Origin of the sequence: Streptomyces sp. NBC_01116 (genome assembly GCF_041435495.1) — a bacterium.
Taxonomy (GTDB): Bacteria; Actinomycetota; Actinomycetes; order Streptomycetales; family Streptomycetaceae; genus Streptomyces.
Window position 1 is genome coordinate 2727579 of sequence record NZ_CP108644.1, and the last position, 22304, is coordinate 2749882.

A 22304-nucleotide genomic window follows, 5' to 3' on the forward strand; every position below is an offset into this window, starting at 1 on the left:
AGGAGCCCGGGGCGAAGGAGCCGGAGTGGTCAGCGGTTGAAGCCGCTGCCCAGGCCCGCCTTCGTGGCCACCGTGCCGAGCGTCCCGTGGCCGAAGCTGAACGAGCCCTTGGCCACGAGGCCGGAGCCGATGGCCGGGAACACCCACAGGGAGCCCTCGCCCGCGTTCTCGCCGGGGGCGCCCACGGCCAGTTCGGTGCGGCCGTCGCCGTTGAGGTCGCGCAGGGCCGCCGCGCCGCCGAAGCGGTCGTCCTTCTCCACGGCCCCGACGACGTCCGGCGTGCCCTGGTTGAAGCCGTAGCTCCCCTTGCCCGTGGGGCCGGTGGCGGTGCCGGGGAGGACGACGAGGCCGCCCGCCGAGGCGACGGTGCCCTGGTCCTCTCCGGGGACGCCCACCGCGATCTCGCCGTAGCCGTCGCCGTCGGTGTCCCCGATGGCGACGGACGCGCCGAAGCCGTCGTCGTGCTCGGCGGCGCCGGGGACGCCGGGCGAGTCCTGGTTGAGCACGACGGCCTTGGTGCCCTGCGGGCCGGTCGCGCTCCCCGGTACGTAGGTGAGCATGCCGCCCTTGGCGAGCGGCAGGTCCAGGTCGCTGTCGTAGCCGTCGACGGCGCGCCCGACGGCGAGGTCGGCGTACCGGTCGTTGTTCACGTTGCCGACGGCGAGGTGCTCGCCGCCCTCCAGGTTGTAGCCGTCCTTCCCCTTGACGGAGGTGAGGTCCGGGCCGAGCCCGGCCGGGCCGCCGAAGCCCGTCATGATGCGCCGGGCGTCGTACTCGTCGCCGTCGTTGGCGAGGACGGCGAGATCGTCGCGGCCGTCGCCGTTCAGGTCGCCCGCGGCCACGTCGAGGTACCGCCGGTCGTCGGCGTTCGGGATCTCGGTGGCCGCCGCCGCGACGCCGTCGCGGGTGAAGGGGCCGCTGAGCGCGTGCAGGGCGATGTGCCCGGCGCCGACGAGGTCCGGGGCGCCGTCGCCGTCGAAGTCGCCGACGGCCAGCCACCGGCCGAGGCCGTTGTACTCCTCGCCGGTCAGCAGGGTCGCCCCGCCGGCCAGGCCGCCCGGCCCGCCCCACAGGACGGTCACGCCGCCGCCCGCGACGGCCGCTCCGGTCTTCTCGCCGGGCGAACCGACGACCAGGTCCGCGTATCCGTCCTGGTCGAGATCGGCGGAGGCGACCGCGCCGCCGAAGGCGTCACCGGCCTCCGGGGCACCGGGGACTCCCGCCGAGGCCTGGGTGAAGACCCGCTTCGCGGAGTCCTTGACCCCGTTGCGGGAGCCGTAGGCCACGCCGACGTATCCGGCGCCCTTGAACCCCTTGACGGTCGCGCCCGGCGCGGCGAACGCCAGGTCCGGATAGCCGTCGCCGTTGAAGTCGGCGCGGGGGCCGTGGGGGTCGGGGGCCGGCGCGGGCCGGGCGGCGGCGGGCAGGGCGACGATCGCGGTGGCCAGGGTCACGGCCAGGACGACACCGGTACCGAGTGCTCGGGATGTCACAGGGACTCCTTCTGCCGGAACGTTCACCGCGACGGCGTTACGGGACGGCCGGAAAGCGCTGTCCCCGTTGCGCCGTGGCGTGCACGCCCGAGTCGGAAATGGGTGGGATCGAGTGGCCACTCGCACCCCTTCAGACGGGCGTACCGGGCGAAGGGTTGTGCTCGGCACGGCAGTTCAGCCCCTTAGGGTTTCCTCGCGCGCCGGTGGCGCCACGGTGGTCCGACGGTGGATCACCGACGAACTCCGAGGGACGGTGCGATGACGGCCGAGGTGCGAACGGTGGGGGCCGGTGAGCTGAACCGGTACGCCGAGGGGATCCGCGACGTGTACGCGCGGGCGTTCGCGGCCCCGCCCTGGAACGAGGATCCGGCGCAGGCCGACAGCTATGGGGAGCGGCTCGCGCGGGACGCGCTCCGGCCCGGGTTCACGGCGGCGGTGGCGACGGCCGGGGGGACGGTGACCGGATTCGCCACGGCCTGGACCACCCCGGAGGTCTTTCCGGCGGACCGCAGCTACGGGCAGGTCACCGAGGCCCTCGGGCCAGTGCGGACGCGGGCGTGGCTCTGCGGCGCGCTGGAGGTGAACGAGCTGGCGGTGGCGCCTCGGGCGCACGGCAGGGGGCTCGGCGCGGCGCTGCTGCACACGGTGACGGGGGCCGCGCCGGACGGGCGTTGCTGGCTGCTGACCTCCGTGCGGGCCGAGCCGGCGCTGCGCCTGTACGAGCGGGCGGGCTGGCGGCGGGTCGACGCGCCCGTGCCCGGCGCGGCCGCTCTCGTGGTGCTGCTCGGCCCCCGCCATCCGCGCCGGGCGGAGGCCGAGGCGGAGGCGGAGGCGAAGGGCTGACAGCCCCCGTACTAGAGCGCGACGGCCAGCAGAGCGCACGCCGCGAGCGCGAAGGCGGTGCGCACCTGGTGGAGGGTGTTCCAGCGGGGTTCGAAGGCCGCGCGGGCCGCGCTGTCGTCGCCGCCCTCGGAGGCGGCGAGGGCGTTGTTGAGCGGGATGTTCCCGACCACGGTCACCAGATGACCGGCGACCGCGCAGATCAGCGCGCCGAGGACGGCGGGCCCCGCCGCCCCGCCGCGCTCACCGAGGCCGGTGAAGAACGCGGCGGCGGGCAGCGCGACGACGCCGAGGAACAGGACCAGGAAGACCGGGCCGGGGACCTTCTCGTTGAAGCGGCGCATGGCCGTCGTGAACTGCTCGTCCGTCAGGTCGGCGAGTCCGGGCATGATCGCGATCAGGAAGCTCAGCATGAACCCCGCGTAGAGGCCGTTGACGATCGTGGCGAGCACCAGGAGGAGGGAGGTCATGGCGGACATCATGGCCTGGAGCAACGGTTCGCAGGGCGCATTTTCGAATGACCGTGCGAATCGTTTCGGCCCGGGTCGAACCGTCCAGGTCGAACACCCGGGCCGAGCCAGCCAGGTCGAACCGCCGAGGTCCGTCCGCCCGAGTCGAACCGCCCGGGTCGGTCTCCCCGGCCGCTCCTCCTCAGCCGATCTCGCCCTCGTCCGGTTCCGGCTCGTCGTCCGGTCCCGATCCGCCCACGATCCGGTCCGCCTGACCGATGGCCTCGGCCAGCTTCGTGACGGAGCTGTCCTCGGTCGCCTCCGCCAGCCCGGCGGCCCGCGAGGCGAGTTCGCCGAGGCCGGGCGCGCCGGGCAGGTCGCCGCCCCGCAGGCGGTCGGCGAAGTAGGCGGCGACGGCAGCAACTTGGAGCCGTTCGCCCGCGCCGCCCCACAGCGCTCCGTCGATCGCCCCGGTCGTCGCGGTTCCGGTCTCCTCCCGGGCCTCGCGGGTCTTGGGGTCGAGCCAGCGCACGGTGGCCCTGGCCACGGTGCCGGACGCGCCCTCGCGCAGCCGTACGGCGTACAGAGCGGTCACCGTGTGGCCGGGGCCGACCTCGCCGCCGTCGACGCCGTCGTCGCGGAAGTCCTCGTCGGCGACCTTGCGGTTCTCGTAGCCGATCAGCCGGAACTGCTTCACGGTCTTCCGGTCGAACGCCACCTGGGCCTTGGCGTCGCGGGCCCGGATCTCCAGGTGGGCGGGCAGCTGGTCGACGAAGACCTTGCGGGCCTGTGCCTCGTCACCGACGTACGTGGTGTTCCCGTCGCCCTTGTTGGTGAGGCGCTCCATGAACGCGTCGCCGTAGTCGCTGCCGACGCCGACGCCGAAGAGGGTGATGCCGTACTCCCGACGGGTGGAGTCGATCTTCTTCAGGATCCCCTCGGCGTCGGTGTCGCCGGTGTTGGCCAGCGCGTCGGAGAGGAGCACGACCCGGTTGGTGGCGCCCTTGCGGTGGCCCTCGACCGACTCCTCGTATCCGCGGGTGATGCCCGCCTCGACATTGGTGGACTGGTCCGGCCGCATCTTCTCCACCACGTTCTTGATCCGGTTCCGGTTTCCCCTGAGGCGGGTCATCGGCAGCCGGGTCTCGGCCTCGTCGCTGAAGGTGACCAGGGAGAGGGAGTCGTCGTCGCGCAGTTCGTCGGCGAGGATGGCCAGCGACTTCCTGACCAGGTCCAGGCGGCCGGTCTCGGCCATGGACCCCGAGATGTCGACGACGAACGTGAGGGCCGCGGGTGGCCGTTCAGCGGTCGACGGGGCGGCCCGGGTGGCCAGGCCGACACGGAGCAGCGACCAGTCGGAGGCTCCGGTTCCACCGCCCCCGCCCTTCCCGGAGCCGATGCGCGCCCCGTCGACGTTCACCGTGAAGCCGGGGCCCTTCGGCCGTTCGTACCCCTGGCGGAAGCTGTTGACGAACTCCTCGGGGCGTACCTCCTCCGGCGAGGGCATCATGCCGTCACCGAGGGTGCGGCGCGCGTAGCCGTAGCTGGCGGTGTCCACGTCCAGGGCGAAGGTGGAGAGGTAGTCGGGCCGCGCGGCGTCCGGCTCGGCCTCGTCCCCGGACTCGCCCGTCGGCGCGGCCGACCGGCCCTTCTCGGGCGCCACCGCGTCCGGCGCGGGCTGTCCGCCGCCGGTCGACCCCTGACCGCCCCGCGTGTCCGAGGCCAGGCCGCGCCGGCCGTCCGAGGCGCTGTCGCCGCTGCCGCACGCGGTGAGGACCATGGCGCCCGCCAGCAGGAGCGCCACGGCTCCCGCCCGGCCCCCGGCCCGGACTCCCGCCCTGCCCTCCGCCCGGCCCCCCGCCCGCTGCTCATGTCGCCGGCTTGCCTGCTGCATGTGTAACCCCCCACGTCGTCACGGTGTCCTCGACATCTGTGAATGTGACGTACGGGGTCGCCGGCCGGAGTCGACGAAAGCGTTGCGGAACCATCTCGATGCGGCAACAGCGGGCGGGAAACCGGCGGAACATCAGGTTCAGGACACGATGTCCTTACGACTGAACCCGCGGAAGGCCAGCGCGAACAGGATCAGGGCATAGGTCACTGATACGGCCGTGCCCTTGATCATGCCGCCCCACTCCAACTGCGGCTGGAGGGCGTCGGCCCAGGCGAACTGCCAGTGCGCGGGCAGGAAGTCGCGCCAGGAGCCGAGAGCGGTGACCGCGTCGAGCACGTTGCCGACGATGGTGAGGCCCACCGCGCCGCCGACCGCGCCGAGCGGGGCGTCCGTCTTCGTCGACAGCCAGAACGCCAGGCCCGCGGTGACCAGTTGGGAGACGAAGATGAACGCCACGACGATCGCGAGGCGGGGCACCGTTTCCCCGGCCGACAGCGCTCCCCCGGTGGGCAGTTTCAGCGGCCCCCATCCGTAGGCCGCGGTGCCCGCCACCAGGGCGACGAGCGGCAGCAGCACCATCGCGGCCAGGCTGAAGCCGAGCGCGACGACGAGCTTGGACCACAGCAGTCGCACGCGCGGCACGGGCGCGGCGAGCAGGTAGCGCAGCGAGGACCAGCTCGCCTCGGAGGCGACGGTGTCCCCGCAGAACAGGGCCACCGGCACCACCAGCAGGAATCCGGCCGAGACGAACAGCGAGGTGGCGGCGAAGTTCGCGGCGGACTCGGTCGCCACGTCCATCAGGTTGATCCGGCCGCCGCCCCGGCCCCCGCCCCCACCGTCCTCGCCGTCCGGCGTGCCGCCGATCGCGAAGGCGATGATCAGGATGAACGGGAGGGCTGCGAGGATGCCGCCCATCAGCAGGGTGCGCCGCCTGCGCAACTGCCGCATGGCCTCGACGCGGAGGGGAAGGGTGCGCCCGGCGCGGTAGCCGGGGGCCTCCGGGTGTTCGGTCTCCACCCGGGCCTCGGGGGGCTGTACGGGGGCGCTCATGCTGCTCCTCCGGAGATGAGGGTGAGGAAGGCGTCCTCCAGGCGGCGGTGCGGTCCGACGCCGGTGACCGGGAGGTCGAGCCGGACGAGGTCGGCGACGAGCCGGGAGGTGGTGGCCCCGTCGAGGCGGACGAGGAGCCCGCGCCCGTCGTCGGTGCGGACGGCGGAGCCGATGCCGGGCAGGGCGGCGACCTTCTCCGCCAGCGGCTCGGACACCTCGTCCGATGTGGTCACCAGGATCATGTCGCCGGATCCGGTGATCTCGGCGACGGGCCCGGCCTGGACGAGCCGGCCCCGGTCCATGACGACGAGGTGGGTGCAGGACTGCTCGACCTCGGAGAGGAGGTGGCTGGAGACGATGACGGTCCGGCCGCCGGCCGCGTACCGGATCATCACGTCCCGCATCTCGCGGATCTGCGGCGGGTCGAGCCCGTTGGTCGGCTCGTCGAGGATGAGGAGGTCCGGCATGCCGAGCATGGCCTGGGCGATGGCGAGCCGCTGCCGCATGCCCTGGGAGTACGTCCGCACCGCACGGGCGAGCGCGTCGCCGAGCCCGGCGATCTCCAGGGCCTCCTCGATGTGCGCGTCCTCGGCGGGACGGCCGGTGGCCTGCCAGTAGAGGTCGAGGTTGGCGCGGCCGGAGAGGTGGGGCAGGAACCCGGCCCCCTCCACGAACGCCCCGACCCGGGACAGCACCGGCGCGCCCGGCCGGATGGCCTGCCCGAAGACGCGGATCTCGCCCTCGTCGGGGGTGATGAGCCCCATGAGCATGCGCAGGGTCGTCGTCTTGCCCGCGCCGTTGGGTCCCAGGAGCCCGAGGACCTGGCCCTTCTCGACGCGGAAGGACAGCTCGCGCACGGCGTAGCGGTCGACCGCCTTGGCGTACTTCTTCGAGAGGCCGGTGATCTGGAGCGGTACGTCGGTGAGCGCGGGGTCCGGCGCGGGCGTCGCGGTCCGGCGGCGGGCGGTGAGCAGGAGGCCGGCCGCGATGACGAGGGCGGCGGCCGGGAGGCCCCAGGTCCACCACGGGAGGGTGGCCGCCGCGGTCTTCACGGCGGGCGCGGTGGGGACGGTCAGCGGTCCGTCCGCGGTGACGGTGTACGTGGCGGGCTCGGCCGGGGAGGCGTAGCCGAGGTCGGTGGCGGAGAACACCAGCCGCATCCGGTGTCCGGCGTCGAACTCGTGGTCCACGGCGGGCAGCGCCAGCTCGACCGGCTTGCCCTGCTGGTCGGGGGTGATGCGGTAGGGGGCGACGAGCTGGTGGGGCAGCACCTGCTGCCTGCCGTCCGGCGACACGTCGTACACCTTGCCGAAGAGCACCGCGTCCCGGTCGCCGTCGGCCGTCACGTTCACCTTCACGGTGGGCGTGCCGGTGACGCGTACGGAGGTGTCCAGCGGGGCGGACTCGAAGCGGGCGAACTGTCCGGGGAAGTCGAGCGAGAGCCCGACGCCGAGGGAGGAGAGCTGGGCGAGTCCGCCGCCGACGCCGGGCACGGCGGAGATGGCGGGCGGTGCGGCGCCGGCCGGGTTGCGGAAGGTCGTCGTCCCGCCGCCGAGCGCGATGTCCCGGCCGCCGCTGCGCAGCCCCGGATAGGTGTCGCCGCTCGCGCCGCGCAGGAGGGCGGCGCCGTCGGTGGAGTCGACGCCTCCGGTGCGGGTGACGCGGAAGGCGGGCCCGGTGCCGGCGCCGGTGTCCTCCTTGAGATAGCGGTCGAACCAGGAGCCGACCCGGCCCTCGATCCGCCCGGTCTCGTTGTCGCCGCCGTCGTGCCCGCCCGCGATCCAGTCGACGGAGACGGGGGCGCCGTTGGCGCTGATGGCCTTCTGCATGGCGTCGGCCTGGCCGAGCGGGAAGAGGGAGTCGGACTGCCCCTGGAGGAGGAGCGAGGGGACCTTGATGCGGTCGGCGACGGCGGACGGCGAACGCTCGGTGAGGAGGTCGATCGCCGCGGCGTCGGGCTTGCCGCTGACGGCGACCCGCTCGTACATCTCGCAGAGCCGCTTCTCGAACTTCTCGCAGCCGCCGCCGGTGGTGATGAAGATCCCGGCCCAGAGCTTCTTGAAGACCCCGTCGGGGAAGAGGGCGTCGGCGAGGTTCCAGTAGGTGATCACGGGCGCGATGGCGTCGACCCGCTCGTCGTGCCCGGCGGCGAGCAGGGAGACGGCCCCGCCGTAGGAGGCGCCGGTGAGGCCGACCCGGGGGTCGCCCTTCTCGTCGAGCTGCACCTCGGGCCGCTCCGCGAGCCAGTCGATGAGCCGGGAGACGTCCCTGACCTCGTGGTCCGGGTCGTTGAGGGTGATCTCCCCGCCGGACTTGCCGAAGCCGCGCGCCGACCAGGTCAGCACGGCGTACCCGTCGGCGGCCAGCTTCTCGGCCTGGGCCCGTACGTCGTTCTTGCTGCCGCCGAAGCCGTGTCCGATGAGCACGGCGGGCCGCTTGCCGGAGCCTTCGGCGTGGAAGTACGAGGTGTCGATCGGCACCCCGTCCACGCGCAGCGTCCGGTCCTCGCGCTGCACGGCGGGCGTGCCGTCATCGGCGACGGCGGTCCAGGTGCCGCCGCCCACGAGCACGGCGAGCGCGGCGCCGACCGCGGCCCACCGGCCAGGGGTGCGGGGCAGCAGGCGCCGCCATCGAGCAGTAGGGGTCTCCATCCCCCGACCCTAAGCGGAGGATGCAAACCGGTTGCGTGCCCCCGGGGGGAGGCGGGCGGCCTCCCTGAGAGGTACGGTGCGCCCCCGCCGTACTGCGGACGCGGTACAGAATGCCTTCAGACCCCTTGCCCCGGGAGGCCATGGTGGACATTCGCCGCGCTACGACCGTCACGGAACTCCTGTCCGCCGCCCACCTCTACGACGCACCGCCCCGTGAGGACCGGGCCGCCCGCTTCCTCGCGGCGGACGGTCATGTGCTGCTGATCGCGTACGTGGACGGCGTCCCGGCCGGCTTCGTCACGGGCATCGAGATGCTGCACCCGGACAAGGGCACGGAGATGTGCCTGTACGAACTCGCCGTCGACGACCCGTTCCGCCGCCGGGGCATCGGCAGGGCCCTGACGCCGCCGCTCGTGGACCTCGCCCGGGAGCGGGGGTGCTACGACCTGTGGGTCGGCGTGGAGGACGGCAACGAGGCGGCGCTCGCGACGTACCGGTCGGCGGGGGCGGGGGACGACGGCGGGTTCACGATGCTGACGTGGGAGTTCGGGGAGGGTGCCGCGCAGTAGGCGGGGTGCTCCCGGGCGTCAACCCCGACGTTCGTCGGGGGCCGCTCCTGCCGTTCGGCCCCCGCGCCGGGACGTCGTGGCTCCGTACGTTCGCCGTATGGCAAAGCACACACATCAACACCACTGGCCGGTAAGGCTGTTCGGATCGGCCGCACTGCTGGCGTCGGCAGCCGTCGTGATCGGGACGCTGTCGCCCGGGGGCCTGGGACGCCCCGGCCCGACCGAGGTCACGCAGGGGGCTTCCGTATCCGCCTACCGGTGGCTGACGGAGGCGGTCGGGGACGGTCCGGGGTGGCTGGGGCACCTGCTGGAGCTGTCCTCCGAGGCCACGCTGATCGTTCTCGGGCTGCTGCTGCTCGCGCTCTGCTGGGCGGCGGTACGCCGGAGGGACGCGGGCGCGGTGGCCGGCGCCGTGCTCATCGGCGCCGGGACGGTCGTGGCGTACGCCGTCAGCGAGGCGCTGAAGCTGATCGTCGACGAGGAGCGCCCGTGCCGGGCGGTGGACGGCGCCCGGGCGGTCGCCGCGTGTCCCGAGCCGGGCGACTGGTCGTTCCCGAGCAACCACGCCACCCTGGCCGCCGCCCTCGCGGTCGGGCTGGCGGTGCGGCGGCCCCGACTGGCCGCCGTGACGCTGCCGTTGGCCGTGGCGGCGGCGCTGCTGCGGGTCCTGCTGGGGGTCCACTACCCGCACGACGTGGTCGCCGGGGCGGTGCTCGGCGGGGCGGTCGTCACCGCGGTGCTCCTCGTGCTGGTCCGTCCCGCCGGTCTGCTCGTCTCAGCGCTGCTCGGCCGATGGTGGGGGCAGGATCCCGGCCTCGTGGGCGACGACGGCGGCCGCGGCCCGGTTGTCGACGCCGAGGCGGGCCAGGACGGAGCTGACGTGCGCCTTGACCGTGCCCTCGACCAGGTGCAGCCGCCGGGCGATCTGCCCGTTGGACAGCCCGCCGCCGAGGTGCGACAGCACTTCGCGCTCCCTGGGCGTCAGCCCGGCGACCCGCTCCCGGGCCGCGTCCCGCCGGCCGGCCAGGGCCCCGGCCCCGGTGGACGCGAGGTGCGCCACCACGCGGGCGGCGACCTTCGGTGACAGATAGGCGGCGCCCTCGGCCACGGCCCGCACCCCGGCCACGAGCTCCTCGGGCTCGCCGGACTTGATCAGGAATCCGGCCGCCCCGCAGCCCAGCGCCCGCAGGATGTAGTCGTCCTCGCCGAACGTGGTCAGCATGACGACGCCGGTGGCGGGCAGGGTGCGGCGGATCTCGGCGGCTGCCTCGATGCCGTTGGTCCTCGGCATCCGCACGTCGAGGACGGCCACGTGCGGGCGGTGCGCCCGGACCAGCTCCACCGCCTCGTGCCCGTCGGCCGCCTCGGCGACGACCTCGATGCCCGGGTCGGTGGCGAGCACGGCGCGAACACCGGCACGGATCATGGGCTCGTCGTCGGCGACCAGGACCCGGATCGTCCCGGCCGGGTCCGCGCCCACCGGGTCCGCGCCCACCGGGATCATGTCCGCCGAGGTCATGTCCGCCGGAGCCGCCTCCACCGGAGCCGGCGTCGTGTCCGGCCGGGTCATCGGGCGCTCACGGTGTCAGCGCGTCGCGGGAGACCAGCCTGCCGTCCCGGAAGCAGAGCCGGTAGACGTCTCCGGACCGGTCGTCGAAGCGGTCGGCCGTCATCGCGTAGAACTCGCACGTCGCCCCTCGTCCCTCCGGCCCGGTGCCCGTCGGCCGCTCCACCGACTGCCGGTCCGGCAGCACCTTCTGTATGTCGGACCGATCCTGCCCCACCCGCAGGCGGGCGTAGTCGCGCGGGTCGAGAACGGACCGGGAGGCGGCCACCGTCTCCCACGTCCCGACCCCGGCGAGCAGCACCGCACCCGCGGTCGGCGGCACCGCCAGCGCGATGAGCAGGGTGCGGCGGACACGCCACCGGGCCCGCCGGAATCCCGCCGGCCCGGGAGTCGCTCCGGCGGCGGGCCGGGGCGCGGGCTGCGCGGGAGCGTGGTGCGGCAGCCGGGCGGCGACGGTGAAGCCCCCGTCCCGGGGGCCGTGGTCGAGGGTGCCGCCGGCGAGCCGGACCCGCTCGTCCAGCCCGATGAGGCCGCGGCCCCCGTGCCCGGCGCGTCCACGGCTCCGGTCCCCGGCGGGCGGGTCGGCCGGGAACCCGGCCGGCGGTGTCCCCGGGCCTCCGTTGCGGACCGCCACCCGGGTCTCGGTCGCCGTGTGCGAGACCTCGACGCTCACGGGCCGGCCGGGCGCGTGCTTGGCCGCGTTGGTCAGGCCTTCCTGCACGACCCTGTGCGCGGCGCGTTCGACGGCGGGCGGAAGGCCGGCCCCCTGCCCGCCCACGGTCAGCTCGACGGCGAGCCCGGAGGCTGCCGCGTCACCGACGAGCCGGGGGATGTCGGAGTCCCGCGGTCCCTGCGGCGGGCCTTCGCTCTCCTCGCGGAGGACGCCGATCACCTCTCCGAGGCGTTCCACCGCCGCACCGGCCCTGCCCCGGATGTCCTGGGCGGCCTGCCGGTTCCGCTCGTCCAGACCGGGCGCCAGCTTCAGGGCCCCGGCCGACAGGGCGATCAGGCTGAGGTCGTGGCCCAGCACGTCGTGCATGTCCCGGGCGATCCGCGCCCGCTCCAGCAGCCTCGCCTGCTCGGCGATCAACTGCCTCTCCCGCTCCAGCTGTTCGGCTCTCTCCCAGCCGGCCCGGACCAACTCCCGGTACTGACGTGAGAACCGCCCCACGAACCAGGGCACCAGCACGGCGAGGACGACCACCGCCACGAACTGCGTCCCGAGAGCGAGCAGGGACGGCATGACGGCCACCGCCACCGCCCCTGCCACGAACGCCCCGGCCAGCACCAGGACCAGCGTTCTCCCGCGCCCGGGGCCCCGCCCCGCGACGAACGCGGCGACCGCGGTCGGCAGACCCCACCACCAACCGACCAGGCTCAGCGCGCCGAACGCCGCCGCGGCGGGCACCAGCAGGCCCCCCGGGTCCGCCCACCTGGAGCCGGGGCCACGAGCGGTCCTGTTCACGGGGTCATGGCTGTTCACGACGGAAAGGCTACGGAGAGCGGAGGCCTTCCGGCACTGCCGAAAGTCACAGGTCCGGCGCCCGGCAGCCGTCCCGCACCGGCCGGGGCGCGGCCAGGTCGAGCGGCGTCTCCACCGGCAGCAGGGCGGCGGCCCGCTCCCGCTCCCCCGCCCGGACCGCCGCGCGCACCTCGCGCGCGAGCGGGGTGACGTCGCGGACGGACACGGTCCACTCGTCCGCGTACCGCCGGGCGGCCTCACCGCCGAGCCCGAGCTGGAGGGAGCGGTACGGGAGCGGGTTCAGGTCGAGGTCCCGCTCGGGGTCCCACTGGACCCGGGCGGGTGCCGTACGCAGGCTCCGCTGCCAGGAGCGCTGGTCGGGGTGCACATCGCGTGCGTAGTGGGAGAGTTCGGCGTGCGCGAGGGCCCATCGCAGGCCGCCCCGGTCGATCTCGACGGCGAGGACGACCTCCTGCCCCTCCTTCGTGCCCCAGCCGCAGCGGTACATCATCCACAGGAAGCTGGGCTTGATCCAGGTCATCCGGTCCCGCTTCCAGACGTCGGGGAACCGGCCGTCGCGTGCGGCGGGCAGCCCGATGTCCGGGCGGTACGCCTGGTAGACGGTGACGGTGGTGGCGGTCTGCCGGGCGCGGATCTCGTAACGGGGCGGGAGGGGCGGGGCGTTCATGGTCACAGGATGCGGGAGGTGCCCGCGGTCCAGCACCTGGATTTCACGGGGCGGGGCGGGTCCGGGGCGCCGTTCTCCGGCGGGCGCCGAACGCCCTGCGACGTTCCGGGTTCCGATGCTGCCGCCGGCCGGCCGGAGCGGGGCGTGTGTTCCCCGCGCCGGCCGGCCGGAGGCGGTGGTGGACCGCTCGGCCCGAAGGGCTTTCAGTGGTTGCGCGGGAAGCCGAGGTCGACGCCCGCCGGGGCGTCGGCCGGGTCGGGCCAGCGGGTGGTGACGACCTTGCCGCGCGTGTAGAAGTGCACGCCGTCGTTGCCGTAGATGTGGTGGTCGCCGAAGAGCGAGTCCTTCCAGCCGCCGAAGGAGTGGTAGCCCACGGGGACCGGGATCGGGACGTTGACGCCGACCATGCCGGCCTCGACCTCCAGCTGGAAGCGGCGGGCCGCGCCGCCGTCGCGGGTGAAGATCGCGGTGCCGTTGCCGAACGGCGAGGCGTTCATGAGGGCGACGCCGTCCTCGTAGGTGTCCACGCGGAGCACGCACAGCACCGGGCCGAAGATCTCGTCCCGGTACGCGTCGGAGTCGGTGGAGACCCGGTCCAGGAGCGACAGGCCGATCCAGTGGCCGTCCTCGAAGCCCTCGACCGTGTGGCCCGTGCCGTCGAGCACGACCTCCGCGCCCTGGGCGGCGGCGCCCGTGACGTAGGAGGCGACCTTGTCGCGGTGGGCGGCGGTGATCAGGGGACCCATCTCGGAGGCGGGGTCGTTGCCGGGGCCGATCGTGATCTTCTCGGCGCGCTCGCGGATCTTCGCGACCAGTTCGTCGCCGATCGCGCCGACCGCGACGACGGCGGAGATCGCCATGCAGCGCTCACCGGCGGAGCCGTACGCCGCCGAGACCGCCGCGTCGGCGGCCGCGTCCAGGTCGGCGTCCGGGAGGACGAGCATGTGGTTCTTCGCGCCGCCCAGCGCCTGGACCCGCTTGCCGTTGGCGGAGGCGGTGGCGTGGATGTAGCGGGCGATGGGGGTGGAGCCGACGAAGGAGACGGCGGCCACGTCCGGGTGGTTCAGCAGACCGTCGACCGCGACCTTGTCGCCGTGCAGGACGTTGAGGACGCCGTCCGGAAGGCCGGCCTCCGACGCCAGCTCGGCCAGCAGGTTGGCGGCCGAGGGGTCCTTCTCGCTGGGCTTCAGCACGAACGTGTTGCCGCAGGCGACGGCCAGCGGGAACATCCACATCGGCACCATGGCCGGGAAGTTGAACGGCGTGATGCCCGCGACGACGCCCAGGGACTGGCGGATCGAGGAGACGTCGACCCGGTTGGACACCTGGGTGGACAGCTCGCCCTTGAGCTGGGTGGTGATCCCGCAGGCCAGCTCGACGATCTCCAGACCGCGGGCGACCTCGCCCAGCGCGTCCGAGTGCACCTTGCCGTGCTCGGCGGTGATCAGCGCGGCGATGTCGTCGCGGTGGGCGTCGAGCAGCGCGCGGTAGCGGAAGAGGACGGTGGTGCGCTGGGCGAGCGAGGAGGTGCCCCACGTCGCGTAGGCGGCCTTGGCCGCCGCCACGGCCGCGTCGACCTCCTCCACGGAGGCGAGCGCGACCCGCGTGGTGACGGCGCCGGTGGCCGGGTCCGTGACGGGACCGTACTGGCCCGACGTGCCCTCCACTGTCCTGCCGCCGATCCAGTGGTTGACGGTCTTCGTCATGACGTACTCCTTCAGGCTTCTGGCCGCCCAGGCAGTTCGAGCGGGTTCAGGCAGTCTTCACAGGTGGCGGCGTCGGGCGGCGACCTGCCGGTCGTACTCCTCCCGGGCCTCGACCGCCGCCGGTCGGCTCGCGGTCTCGGCTACCGGAACATCCCACCACGCCTGTGCCGGAGGGGGGCCCGACACTGTGTCGGGCGTTTCGGTCTCGACGTAGACACAAGTGGGGCCCTGGGCGTCACGGGCCTCGGAGAGTGCTTTGCGCAGGTCGTCGACGGTGGTGGCGCGCAGGACGCGCAGGCCGAGGGAGGCCGCGTTGGCGGCCAGGTCGACCGGGAGCGGCGGGCCGGTGAAGCCGCCGTCGGCGTCCCGGTGGCGGTAGGCCGTGCCGAAGCGCTCGGCGCCGACCGACTCGGAGAGGCCGCCGATGGAGGCGTATCCGTGGTTCTGGAGGATCAGCAGTTTCAGCGGCAGGTTCTCCTGGACGGCGGTGACGATCTCGGTGGGGTTCATCAGGTACGTGCCGTCGCCGACCAGGGCCCAGACGGGGCGGCGCGGGGTGCGCCCTTCGGTGGCGAGCAGGACGCCGATCGCGGCGGGGATCTCGTAGCCCATGCAGGAGTAGCCGTACTCGACGTGGTACTGGTCGCGGGAGCGGGTGCGCCAGAGCTTGTGCAGGTCGCCGGGGAGGGAGCCCGCGGCGTTGACGAGGATGTCGTCCTCGGTGACCAGGTCGTCCAGGAGGCCGAGGACCTGGGCCTGGGTGGGGCGCGCGGTGGGGTCGGGGGTGGCGAAGGACGCCTCGACCCGTTCCTCCCACGCTTCCTTCGCGCCGGTGTACTCCGTCTCGTACGCCGGGTCGACCCGGTAGCCGCGTCCGGCGAGCGCCGCCGTGAGCGCCTCCAGGCCGGTGCGGGCGTCGGCGACCAGGGGGAGGGCGGCGAGCTTGTGGGCGTCGAATCCGGTGATGTTGAGGTGGAGGAAGCGGACGGCCGGGTCGGCGAAGAGCGTGCCGGAGGCGGTGGTGAAGTCGGAGAAGCGGGTGCCGACGCCGATCACCAGGTCGGCGGTGCGGGCCAGTCCGTCGGCGGTGGCGGTGCCGGTGTGGCCGATGCCGCCGACGTCGGCCGGGTGGTCGTGGCGGAGCGCGCCCTTGCCCGCCTGGGTGGTGGCGACCGGGATGCGGGTCGCGGCGGTGAACGCGGCGAGCGTCTCCTCGGCGGCGCTGTGCCGGACCCCGCCGCCGGCGACGATCAGCGGGCGGCGGGCGGAGCGCACCGCGCGTACGGCGGCTTCCAGTCCGTGCGCGTCGGGGGCGGGCCTGCGGACGTGCCAGTCGCGCTCGGCGAAGAACTCCTGCGGCCAGTCGTACGCCTCCGCCTGCACGTCCTGCGGCAGCGCGAGCGTGACGGCGCCGGTCTCGGCGGGGTCGGCGAGGACGCGCATCGCCTGCAACGCGGCCGGGATCAGCGCCTCGGGCCGGGTGATCCGGTCGAAGTAGCGCGAGACCGGGCGCAGACAGTCGTTGACGGACACGTCACCGGCGTAGGGGACTTCGAGCTGTTGCAGTACGGGGTCGGCGGGCCGGGTCGCGAAGGTGTCGCCGGGCAGGAGGAGGACCGGCAGGCGGTTGATCGTGGCGAGGGCGGCCCCGGTGACGAGGTTGGTGGCCCCCGGGCCGATGGACGTGGTCACCGCGTGGGCCGAGAGCCGCCCGGACTGACGGGCGTACCCGACGGCCGCGTGCACCATGGCCTGTTCGTTGCGGCCCTGGAGGTAGGGCATACGGTGCGCGAGTCCGTTGCCGGCGCTGCCGTTCCCGTCGCCGCCGCCGCTCCGGCCGCCGCCCGCCTCGACGAGTGCCTGGCCGATGCCCGCGACGTTGCCGTGCCCGAAGATGCCCCAGGTGGCGCTGATGAGCCGCTGTCGACGGCCGTCGCGCTCGGTGTACTGCCGGGCCAGGAAGGCGACCAGGGCCTGGGCGGTGGTCAGCCGCCGGGTCGGACCGTGGGGGTTCGCGGGAGGCGTCGCGTGCGCGGGACTCGTCGGGCTCAAGGCGTTACCTCCGGGCCGGGCGACGGATGCGCCGTGTACAGCGGGAGTCTGGCGTCGATCGACTCGTCCCGCCAGGTGTCGCGGATCCATCGGTGGTCGGGATGGTCGCGGATCAGCCAGGCGCGCTCCTCCCCCGGCCCGGCCATCACGTTCAGGTAGTAGAGGGTCCGGCAGGGCGGGGCGATGGACGGGCCGTGCCAGCCGTCGGGGATGAGGACGGCGTCGCCGCCGCGCACTTCGGCGAGGACGTCCGTACCGCCGTCGCGCGACGGGGAGACCCGGTGGTAGCCGACCCCGCCGTCCGCGACCTCGAAGTAGTAGATCTCCTCCAGTTCGCACTCCTCGCCCGGCACGTGCTCGTCGTGCTTGTGGGGCGGGTACGAGGACCAGTTGCCGCCGGGGGTGAGCACCTCGACGGCGATCAGCCGGTCGCAGTCGAAGGTGTCGGCGGCGGCGAAGTTGTTCACCTGGCGCGAGCAGGTCCCGGAGCCGCGCAGCTCGACGGGTACCTCCGGCGCGGGGCCGTAGCGAGCGGGGAGTCGTCGCTCGCACTTCGCTCCTGCCAGGGCGAAGCGGCCACCTGCGCCGGAGGCGATCTGTGCGTGGGAGTCGCGCGGTACGTAGGCGAAGTCGGAGACCCCGCTGAACACGCTCTCCCGGCCCAGCAGTTCAAAGGTCCCGCCTGCTGTACGCACCGTACATGCACCGGCCAACGGCAGGACGATCCATTCACTACCGCCGGTGTCGAGCGTGTGAACACCTCCCGGTTCCAGCTCCAGCACCCGCAGGGCCGAACGGTCCCAGCCGGCCCGCTCGGGGTCGATGTCGACGGCGTACGCCCCGCGCGCGACGCTGCCGGCCGGCAGGTGGTACCGATGGTCCCGCTCCTGGGGATGATGCGTCGTCATGCCCCTTCCCTACCCGTGCCGAGCAGCGATACGGCGGTGTCTACGGCGCGCGCCACGTCCCCGTCGACCGGGTAGAGCAGCGAGCGCCCCACGACCAGCCCCCGCACGGTGGGCAGCCGCAGCGCGTCGCGCCATTTCCCGTACGCGGCGTCCTGGTCGCCGCCGACCTCGCCGCCGAGCAGGACGGCGGGCAGGGTGGAGGACTCCATCGCCCGGGCCATGGCGTCGGGGGCGTCGGTGACGGGGACCTTCAGCCAGGTGTACGCGGACGTCCCGGCGAGGCCCGACGCGATGGCGATGGAGGTCGCCACGGCGGCGGCGCCGAGATCGTTGCGCAGCCGGCCGTCGACGCGGCGGCAGAGGAACGGCTCGACGAAGACGGGCAGCCGGTGCGCCGCCATCGCGTCGACGGTCCGGGCGGCGGTGTGCAGGGTGTCCAGCGAACCGGGATCGTCGTGGTCGATGCGCAGCAGCAGCTTCCCCGCGTCGAACCCGTGGCGGACCAGGTCGTCGGGGCGGTAGCCGGTGAACCGGTCGTCGAGCTCGAACGCGGCGCCGGCCAGCCCGCCGCGGTTCATCGAGCCCATCACGACCTTGTCCTCCAGGGCTCCCAGCAGGAGGAGGTCGTCCAGGACGTCGGCGGAGGCGAGCACTCCGTCGACCCCGGGGCGGGAGAGGGCGAGGCAGAGCCGCTCCAGCAGCTCGAAGCGGTTGGCCATGGCGAGCGACCGGTCTCCGACGGCGAGTGCCCCGCGCGCGGGGTGGTCGGCCGCGATGATCATCAACCGGTCTCCGGGGTGCCGGATCAGCCGCCGCCGCTTCCGTCGCGCGGCGGCCTCGGCGACGGCTTCGGGGCGCTCGGCGCGCAGCCGCACCAGTTCGGAGAGGGAGGGCGCCAGTGGCGTCATGAGCCCGCTCCGGCCGGGGCGCCGGGGGCCGCCGGAGTGACCGGGGCGGCCGGCACGGCTCCGGCCGCGAGGGCTTCCTCGACCTCGCCCGGAGACGGCATCGCGGACGAGCAGGCGAGCCGGGAGGCGACGATGGCGCCGGCCGCGTTCGCGTACCGCACGAGGCGGCCGAGGGGCCACCCGGCGAGCAGTCCGTGGCAGAGGGCGCCCCCGAACGCGTCGCCCGCGCCGAGTCCGTTGACCACGTCCACCGGGAGCGGCGGGCAGTCGGCGGTGGTGCCGTCGCGGTGGACGGCGAGCACGCCCTTCGGGCCCTGTTTGACGACGGCCAGCTCCACTCCGGCCGCGAGCAGGGCACGGGCGGCGGCGTACGGTTCGCGTTCGCCGGTCGCGATGGCGCATTCGTCGACGTTGCCGACGGCGACCGTGGCATGGGCCAGCGCTTCGCGGTACCGCGCCGGAGCCTCGGAGCTGTCGTCGCCGCCGTCCCAGAACATGGGCCGCCAGTCGAGGTCGAAGACGGTCGCCCTACGCGGCACACCGGCCGGGTGGGTGTCGGCCGGGCGGGCTTCGGTGGGGCGGGCGCCGCGCGCCGCGAGGGCGGCCAGGGTGGCGGAGCGGCTCGGCTCGGCGCTGAGTCCGGTGCCCGTCATCCAGAAGATCCGGGCGTCGCGCACCGCGTCCAGGTCGAGGTCCGGCGCGTGGATCTCCAGATCGGGGGCCTTGGGCTGCCGGTAGAAGTAGAGCGGGAAATCGTCCGGCGGAAAGATCTCGCAGAAGGTGACCGGAGTCGGGTACTCCGGCACGGGCGTCACCCACCGGTCGTCCACCCCGAACCGCTCCAGCTCCTGGTGGAGATAGGCGCCGAAGGGATCGTCCCCGGTCCGGGTGATCACGGCCGTCCGCCGCCCCAGCCGGGCCGCCGCCACCGCGACGTTCGCCGGGGAGCCGCCGAGGAACTTGCCGAACGTCTCGACCCGGGCGAGCGGCACCCCGACCTCCAGCGGGTAGAGGTCCACCCCGATCCGCCCCATGGTGATCACGTCGTACGGCTCAGGCATGCCCATCCCTTCGACCCACCGGTGGCCGGCTGGTCCCAGGTCTAGTCCCCTCCCGGGAACCCTGTCAATATTTTGTCCGGACATTCGGACGTGCCCTTGACACTCTTCCGCGCGGACCCTGAGGCTGGGCGTTATGACCCCCTCCGTCCGCTCCCCGGCCCGCATCCGCATCGGCTCGGCCCCCGACTCCTGGGGTGTGTGGTTCCCCGACGACCCGAAGCAGGTGCCGTGGCGGCGCTTCCTCGACGAGGTGGCCGAGGCCGGGTACGCGTGGATCGAGCTCGGCCCGTACGGCTATCTGCCCACCGACCCGGCCCGGCTGGCCGACGAGACCCGCGACCGGGGGCTCACGGTCTCCGCCGGGACCGTCTTCACCGGATTGCACCACGGCCCGGACGTCTGGGACCGGACGTGGGCGCATGTCGCGGACATCGCCGGGCTGACCCGGGCCATGGGCGCCGAACACCTGGTCGTCATCCCGTCCTTCTGGCGCGACGACAAGACGGGCGAGGTGCTGGAGGACCGGGTGCTCACACCCGCGCAGTGGCGTGATCTGACCGCGCAGACGGAGCGGCTGGGCCGGGAGGTCCGGGAGCGCTTCGGGCTGCGCATCGTCGTCCACCCGCACGCCGACACCCACATCGACACCGAGGAGAACGTCAGCCGCTTCCTCGACGCCACCGATCCGGATCTCGTCTCGCTCTGCCTGGACACCGGGCACTACGCCTACTGCGGCGGCGACAGCGTCAAGCTCATCGAGACGTACGGGGAGCGCATCGGCTACCTCCACCTCAAGCAGGTCGATCCGGAGATCCTGGCGGCGGTGGTGGCGGACGAGGTGCCGTTCGGCCCGGCGGTGGCCAGGGGCGTGATGTGCGAGCCGCCCGGCGGGGTCCCCGCCCTGGAACCGGTCCTGGAGGCGGCCCGCGCCCTGGACGTCGATCTGTTCGCGATCGTGGAGCAGGACATGTATCCGTGCCCGCCGGACAAGCCGTTCCCGATCGCCCGCCGCACCCGGGAGTTCCTCCGCTCCTGCGGAAGGCCCGGCACCACGACCTGAGCCCGCAGGGCCTGTCGGCGCTCACCGGGCCCGGCGGGCGGCCCCGGCAGGCCCGGGCGCCCCAGTCGCCTCAACCGCCCCGACTACCCCAGCTGCACCGGCGGCACCGGCGGCCCCGGGTCAGACTCCCGTGCGTCCGTCGACGCGCTCGCGCACCAGGTCGGCATGACCGCAGTGCCGGGCGTACTCGCCGATCATGTGGGTGTAGATCCACCGCAGCGTGACCTGCGCGCCCATGAACGGGCTGGTGTCGTCGAGCGCCCGGGCCGCGCAGTTCTGCCGGGCCCGTGCCACCTCGGCCTCCCACCGCGCGAGCGCCTGCTCGTAGGTGGCGTCCTCGGCGAGATCCCACCCGCCGTCACGGCCCTCGGCGCCGTCCCCGCCGCCGGCCGGGGGCGCGAGGACCGGCGGGGCGTCCTCCTGCGCGAGCACGCGACGGAACCAGTTCCGCTCGACCTCCGCCAGGTGCTGGAGCAGTCCGAGCAGGGTGATCGGCGAAGGCGCGGCGGACGCCTCGCGCAGCCCCTCCTCGGGCAGGTCCGCGCACTTCTGGGCGAGAGTGGCGCGGTAGAAGTCGAGCCAACTCTCCAAGGAGGTGCGTTCGTCGGCGACCAGCGGGGGCATCGGGCGTTCGGAGGTGCTCATGGTCTCCATCGTGGCAGCCGGGTCCGACAACGGCCGCGCTTCGCACCACTGGACCTGGTTCGACCCTTCCGCCATGTCCGTAACTGTTTCGATGCATGTGTATCGGTTACGTCGGATTTCTGTCACAGCCGGTCGACAGCCCCACGCCGCTGCCGTCCGTGATCGTTCCACCGAGCACGGGCCGAGTGATCGTCAGCCTGTGCTGCGGAGCGCAGCAGAGCAGAGAAGCGCTGAGAGGTGTCACCGATGACCGACGAATCGCTCTGGTCCTACAAGGACATTGCCGCGCACATCCAGGTCCGGCCGGACACCGTCCGCTCCTATCGCAAGCACGGGCTCCTGCCCCCGCCCGACCAGGTGAACAACGGGAAGCCGTACTGGTACGGAGACACTGTCCGCGCCTGGGTCGCCTCCCGCCCCCGCAACCGGGGCCGCTGACACCCCGGCCGGCACGGCACCCCGGACCCGCACGGGCCCGCGCCCGTCAGCTCCGGGCGGGCGCCCGGAAGAGGGCTGTCCAGAGGAACGGCTCCCCGAAGTGCGGGGATCGGGGGGCCTCGTCGCGCATCCGGCGCAGCTCGATCTCCGTCAGACCGGAGAAGACGCGGCGCAGCGCCTCGGGCGAGTAGGCGAGCCCGCCCTGCAGGCCGCCCGTCCGGTAGAGCTCGGCGTCCGGCAGTTCGGAGCCCATCCCGCCCTCCCCGGCGGCGAAGCAGGTGAGCGCGAAGTGGCCGCCGGGCGCGAGGCAACGCTCCAGGAGGGCGAGATAGCTGATGCGGCGATGGGGCGGCAGGTGGTGGAAACAGCCGGAGTCGTAGATCAGGTCGTAGGGCCCGGCGAGGGCGGCCCCTTCCTCGGTCAGCGCGAACGCGTCACCGCGGTGGAACTCGATGGCGTGGGCCCCTGCCCCGTCCGCTCGTTCCCGGGCCCAGGCGATCGCCTCCGGGGAGAGGTCGACCGCGTCGACGTCGAAGCCGAGCGAGGCCAGGTGCAGCGCGTTGCGGCCGGGGCCGCAGCCGAGGTCGAGCGCACGGCCCGGGGCGATCAGCCCTTGGCGGAGATACGCGTCCAGGTTCTCGTCGGGCTTGTCCACGAAGAACGGCACCGCCTTGGAACGGTCCGCGTAGAAGTCGTCCCACCAGGACGCCCCGTTGGCTGTCCATCGGTCCGCGGCAGGGGCGAACAGCCCGTCCATCAGCGCCAGCACATCGTCCGTCGTGGTCACGTTCCGGTCCATCCGGGCCCCCTTCTCCGATGGGGCAATTCTAGGCAGTCGGAGCATGAAATCCCAGGTCAGCAGC

At 73.7% G+C, this 22304-nt stretch carries 20 protein-coding genes and 1 pseudogene; 5 read left to right on the forward strand and 16 right to left on the reverse strand.

Going from position 1 to position 22304, the window contains the following annotated elements; all coding sequences use genetic code 11:
• Window positions 1-29: 29 nt before the first annotated feature.
• Window positions 30-1493 (reverse strand): FG-GAP and VCBS repeat-containing protein, encoded by a 1464-nt coding sequence (locus OG245_RS11845; RefSeq protein WP_371623481.1) that lies wholly within the window; start codon window positions 1491-1493, stop codon window positions 30-32.
• A gap of 258 nt (window positions 1494-1751) precedes the next feature.
• Here OG245_RS11845 and OG245_RS11850 point away from each other — a divergent pair, with 258 nt between their 5' ends.
• Window positions 1752-2336, forward strand: a complete 585-nt coding sequence (locus tag OG245_RS11850; protein ID WP_371623482.1) for an N-acetyltransferase family protein — start codon at window positions 1752-1754, stop codon at window positions 2334-2336.
• Window positions 2337-2347: 11 nt separating this feature from the next.
• Here the strand turns inward: OG245_RS11850 and OG245_RS11855 are convergent, their stop codons facing one another.
• The 4 genes from OG245_RS11855 to OG245_RS11870 all read right to left on the reverse strand — a co-directional run bounded on the left by OG245_RS11855 (window position 2348) and on the right by OG245_RS11870 (window position 8377).
• Window positions 2348-2815 carry a DUF1772 domain-containing protein gene (locus OG245_RS11855; protein WP_371623483.1) on the reverse strand — a complete coding sequence of 156 codons (468 nt, stop codon included), beginning with the start codon at window positions 2813-2815 and terminating at the stop codon, window positions 2348-2350.
• 169 nt (window positions 2816-2984) lie between these two features.
• On the reverse strand, window positions 2985-4676 hold the full coding sequence (locus OG245_RS11860; protein ID WP_371623484.1) for a von Willebrand factor type A domain-containing protein: 1692 nt from the start codon (window positions 4674-4676) through the stop codon (window positions 2985-2987).
• A 138-nt stretch (window positions 4677-4814) separates the two neighbouring features.
• Window positions 4815-5726: an ABC transporter permease gene (locus OG245_RS11865; protein ID WP_371623485.1), complete on the reverse strand. Its 912-nt coding sequence runs from the start codon at window positions 5724-5726 to the stop codon at window positions 4815-4817.
• The gene (locus OG245_RS11870) at window positions 5723-8377 is read right to left on the reverse strand and encodes an alpha/beta fold hydrolase (RefSeq protein ID WP_371623486.1); all 2655 of its coding nucleotides are present in this window, start codon (window positions 8375-8377) and stop codon (window positions 5723-5725) included. The genes OG245_RS11865 and OG245_RS11870 overlap by 4 nt, the downstream gene beginning before the upstream one ends.
• Before the next feature lie 143 nt (window positions 8378-8520).
• On the opposite strand from OG245_RS11870, the gene OG245_RS11875 reads away from it, so the two are divergent.
• Complete coding sequence (locus OG245_RS11875) at window positions 8521-8946, forward strand: N-acetyltransferase family protein (protein ID WP_371627862.1); 426 nt, start codon at window positions 8521-8523, stop codon at window positions 8944-8946.
• A gap of 252 nt (window positions 8947-9198) precedes the next feature.
• Here OG245_RS11875 and OG245_RS11880 read toward each other — a convergent pair whose 3' ends face one another.
• Window positions 9199-9507, reverse strand: coding sequence for a hypothetical protein (locus tag OG245_RS11880; protein ID WP_371628102.1), 309 nt, complete (start codon window positions 9505-9507; stop codon window positions 9199-9201).
• On the opposite strand from OG245_RS11880, the pseudogene OG245_RS11885 reads away from it, so the two are divergent.
• Window positions 9416-9634, forward strand: a pseudogene (locus tag OG245_RS11885) (phosphatase PAP2 family protein); the annotation flags it as partial. The gene OG245_RS11880 and the pseudogene OG245_RS11885 sit on opposite strands and share 92 nt — an antisense overlap.
• An 87-nt stretch (window positions 9635-9721) precedes the next feature.
• On the opposite strand, the gene OG245_RS11890 reads toward OG245_RS11885, so the two are convergent.
• The 8 genes from OG245_RS11890 to iolC form a co-directional block, all read right to left on the reverse strand.
• Window positions 9722-10450 carry a response regulator gene (locus tag OG245_RS11890; RefSeq protein WP_371627863.1) on the reverse strand — a complete coding sequence of 243 codons (729 nt, stop codon included), beginning with the start codon at window positions 10448-10450 and terminating at the stop codon, window positions 9722-9724.
• A 73-nt stretch (window positions 10451-10523) separates the two neighbouring features.
• Window positions 10524-11921 (reverse strand): sensor histidine kinase, encoded by a 1398-nt coding sequence (locus tag OG245_RS11895; RefSeq protein WP_371627864.1) that lies wholly within the window; start codon window positions 11919-11921, stop codon window positions 10524-10526.
• A gap of 121 nt (window positions 11922-12042) precedes the next feature.
• Window positions 12043-12663 carry a DUF4291 domain-containing protein gene (locus tag OG245_RS11900; RefSeq protein ID WP_371623487.1) on the reverse strand — a complete coding sequence of 207 codons (621 nt, stop codon included), beginning with the start codon at window positions 12661-12663 and terminating at the stop codon, window positions 12043-12045.
• Between the two features lie 203 nt (window positions 12664-12866).
• Window positions 12867-14369 (reverse strand): CoA-acylating methylmalonate-semialdehyde dehydrogenase, encoded by a 1503-nt coding sequence (gene mmsA, locus OG245_RS11905; protein ID WP_371623488.1) that lies wholly within the window; start codon window positions 14367-14369, stop codon window positions 12867-12869.
• Window positions 14370-14426: 57 nt separating this feature from the next.
• Window positions 14427-16421 carry a 3D-(3,5/4)-trihydroxycyclohexane-1,2-dione acylhydrolase (decyclizing) gene (gene iolD, locus OG245_RS11910; RefSeq protein ID WP_371623489.1) on the reverse strand — a complete coding sequence of 665 codons (1995 nt, stop codon included), beginning with the start codon at window positions 16419-16421 and terminating at the stop codon, window positions 14427-14429.
• Window positions 16418-17329, reverse strand: a complete 912-nt coding sequence (iolB, locus tag OG245_RS11915; protein WP_371623490.1) for a 5-deoxy-glucuronate isomerase — start codon at window positions 17327-17329, stop codon at window positions 16418-16420. The genes iolD and iolB overlap by 4 nt, the downstream gene beginning before the upstream one ends.
• On the reverse strand, window positions 17326-18237 hold the full coding sequence (locus OG245_RS11920) for a deoxyribose-phosphate aldolase (protein ID WP_371623491.1): 912 nt from the start codon (window positions 18235-18237) through the stop codon (window positions 17326-17328). Before OG245_RS11920 ends, iolB begins: the two co-directional genes overlap by 4 nt.
• A complete protein-coding gene (gene iolC, locus OG245_RS11925) occupies window positions 18234-19298 on the reverse strand; it encodes a 5-dehydro-2-deoxygluconokinase (protein WP_371623492.1) in 1065 nt (354 codons plus the stop codon). Before iolC ends, OG245_RS11920 begins: the two co-directional genes overlap by 4 nt.
• A 133-nt stretch (window positions 19299-19431) precedes the next feature.
• Between iolC and OG245_RS11930 the strand changes: the two genes are divergently transcribed.
• Entirely contained in the window at window positions 19432-20358 is a 927-nt protein-coding gene (locus OG245_RS11930; RefSeq protein ID WP_371623493.1) for a sugar phosphate isomerase/epimerase family protein, read from the forward strand.
• A 120-nt stretch (window positions 20359-20478) separates the two neighbouring features.
• On the opposite strand, the gene OG245_RS11935 is transcribed toward OG245_RS11930, so the two are convergent.
• Window positions 20479-21003 (reverse strand): DinB family protein, encoded by a 525-nt coding sequence (locus OG245_RS11935; protein ID WP_371623494.1) that lies wholly within the window; start codon window positions 21001-21003, stop codon window positions 20479-20481.
• A 246-nt stretch (window positions 21004-21249) separates the two neighbouring features.
• Here OG245_RS11935 and OG245_RS11940 point away from each other — a divergent pair, with 246 nt between their 5' ends.
• Window positions 21250-21441, forward strand: a complete 192-nt coding sequence (locus OG245_RS11940) for a helix-turn-helix transcriptional regulator (RefSeq protein WP_371623495.1) — start codon at window positions 21250-21252, stop codon at window positions 21439-21441.
• A 46-nt stretch (window positions 21442-21487) separates the two neighbouring features.
• Here OG245_RS11940 and OG245_RS11945 read toward each other — a convergent pair whose 3' ends face one another.
• Entirely contained in the window at window positions 21488-22240 is a 753-nt protein-coding gene (locus OG245_RS11945; protein WP_371623496.1) for a class I SAM-dependent methyltransferase, read from the reverse strand.
• Window positions 22241-22304 lie beyond the last annotated feature (64 nt).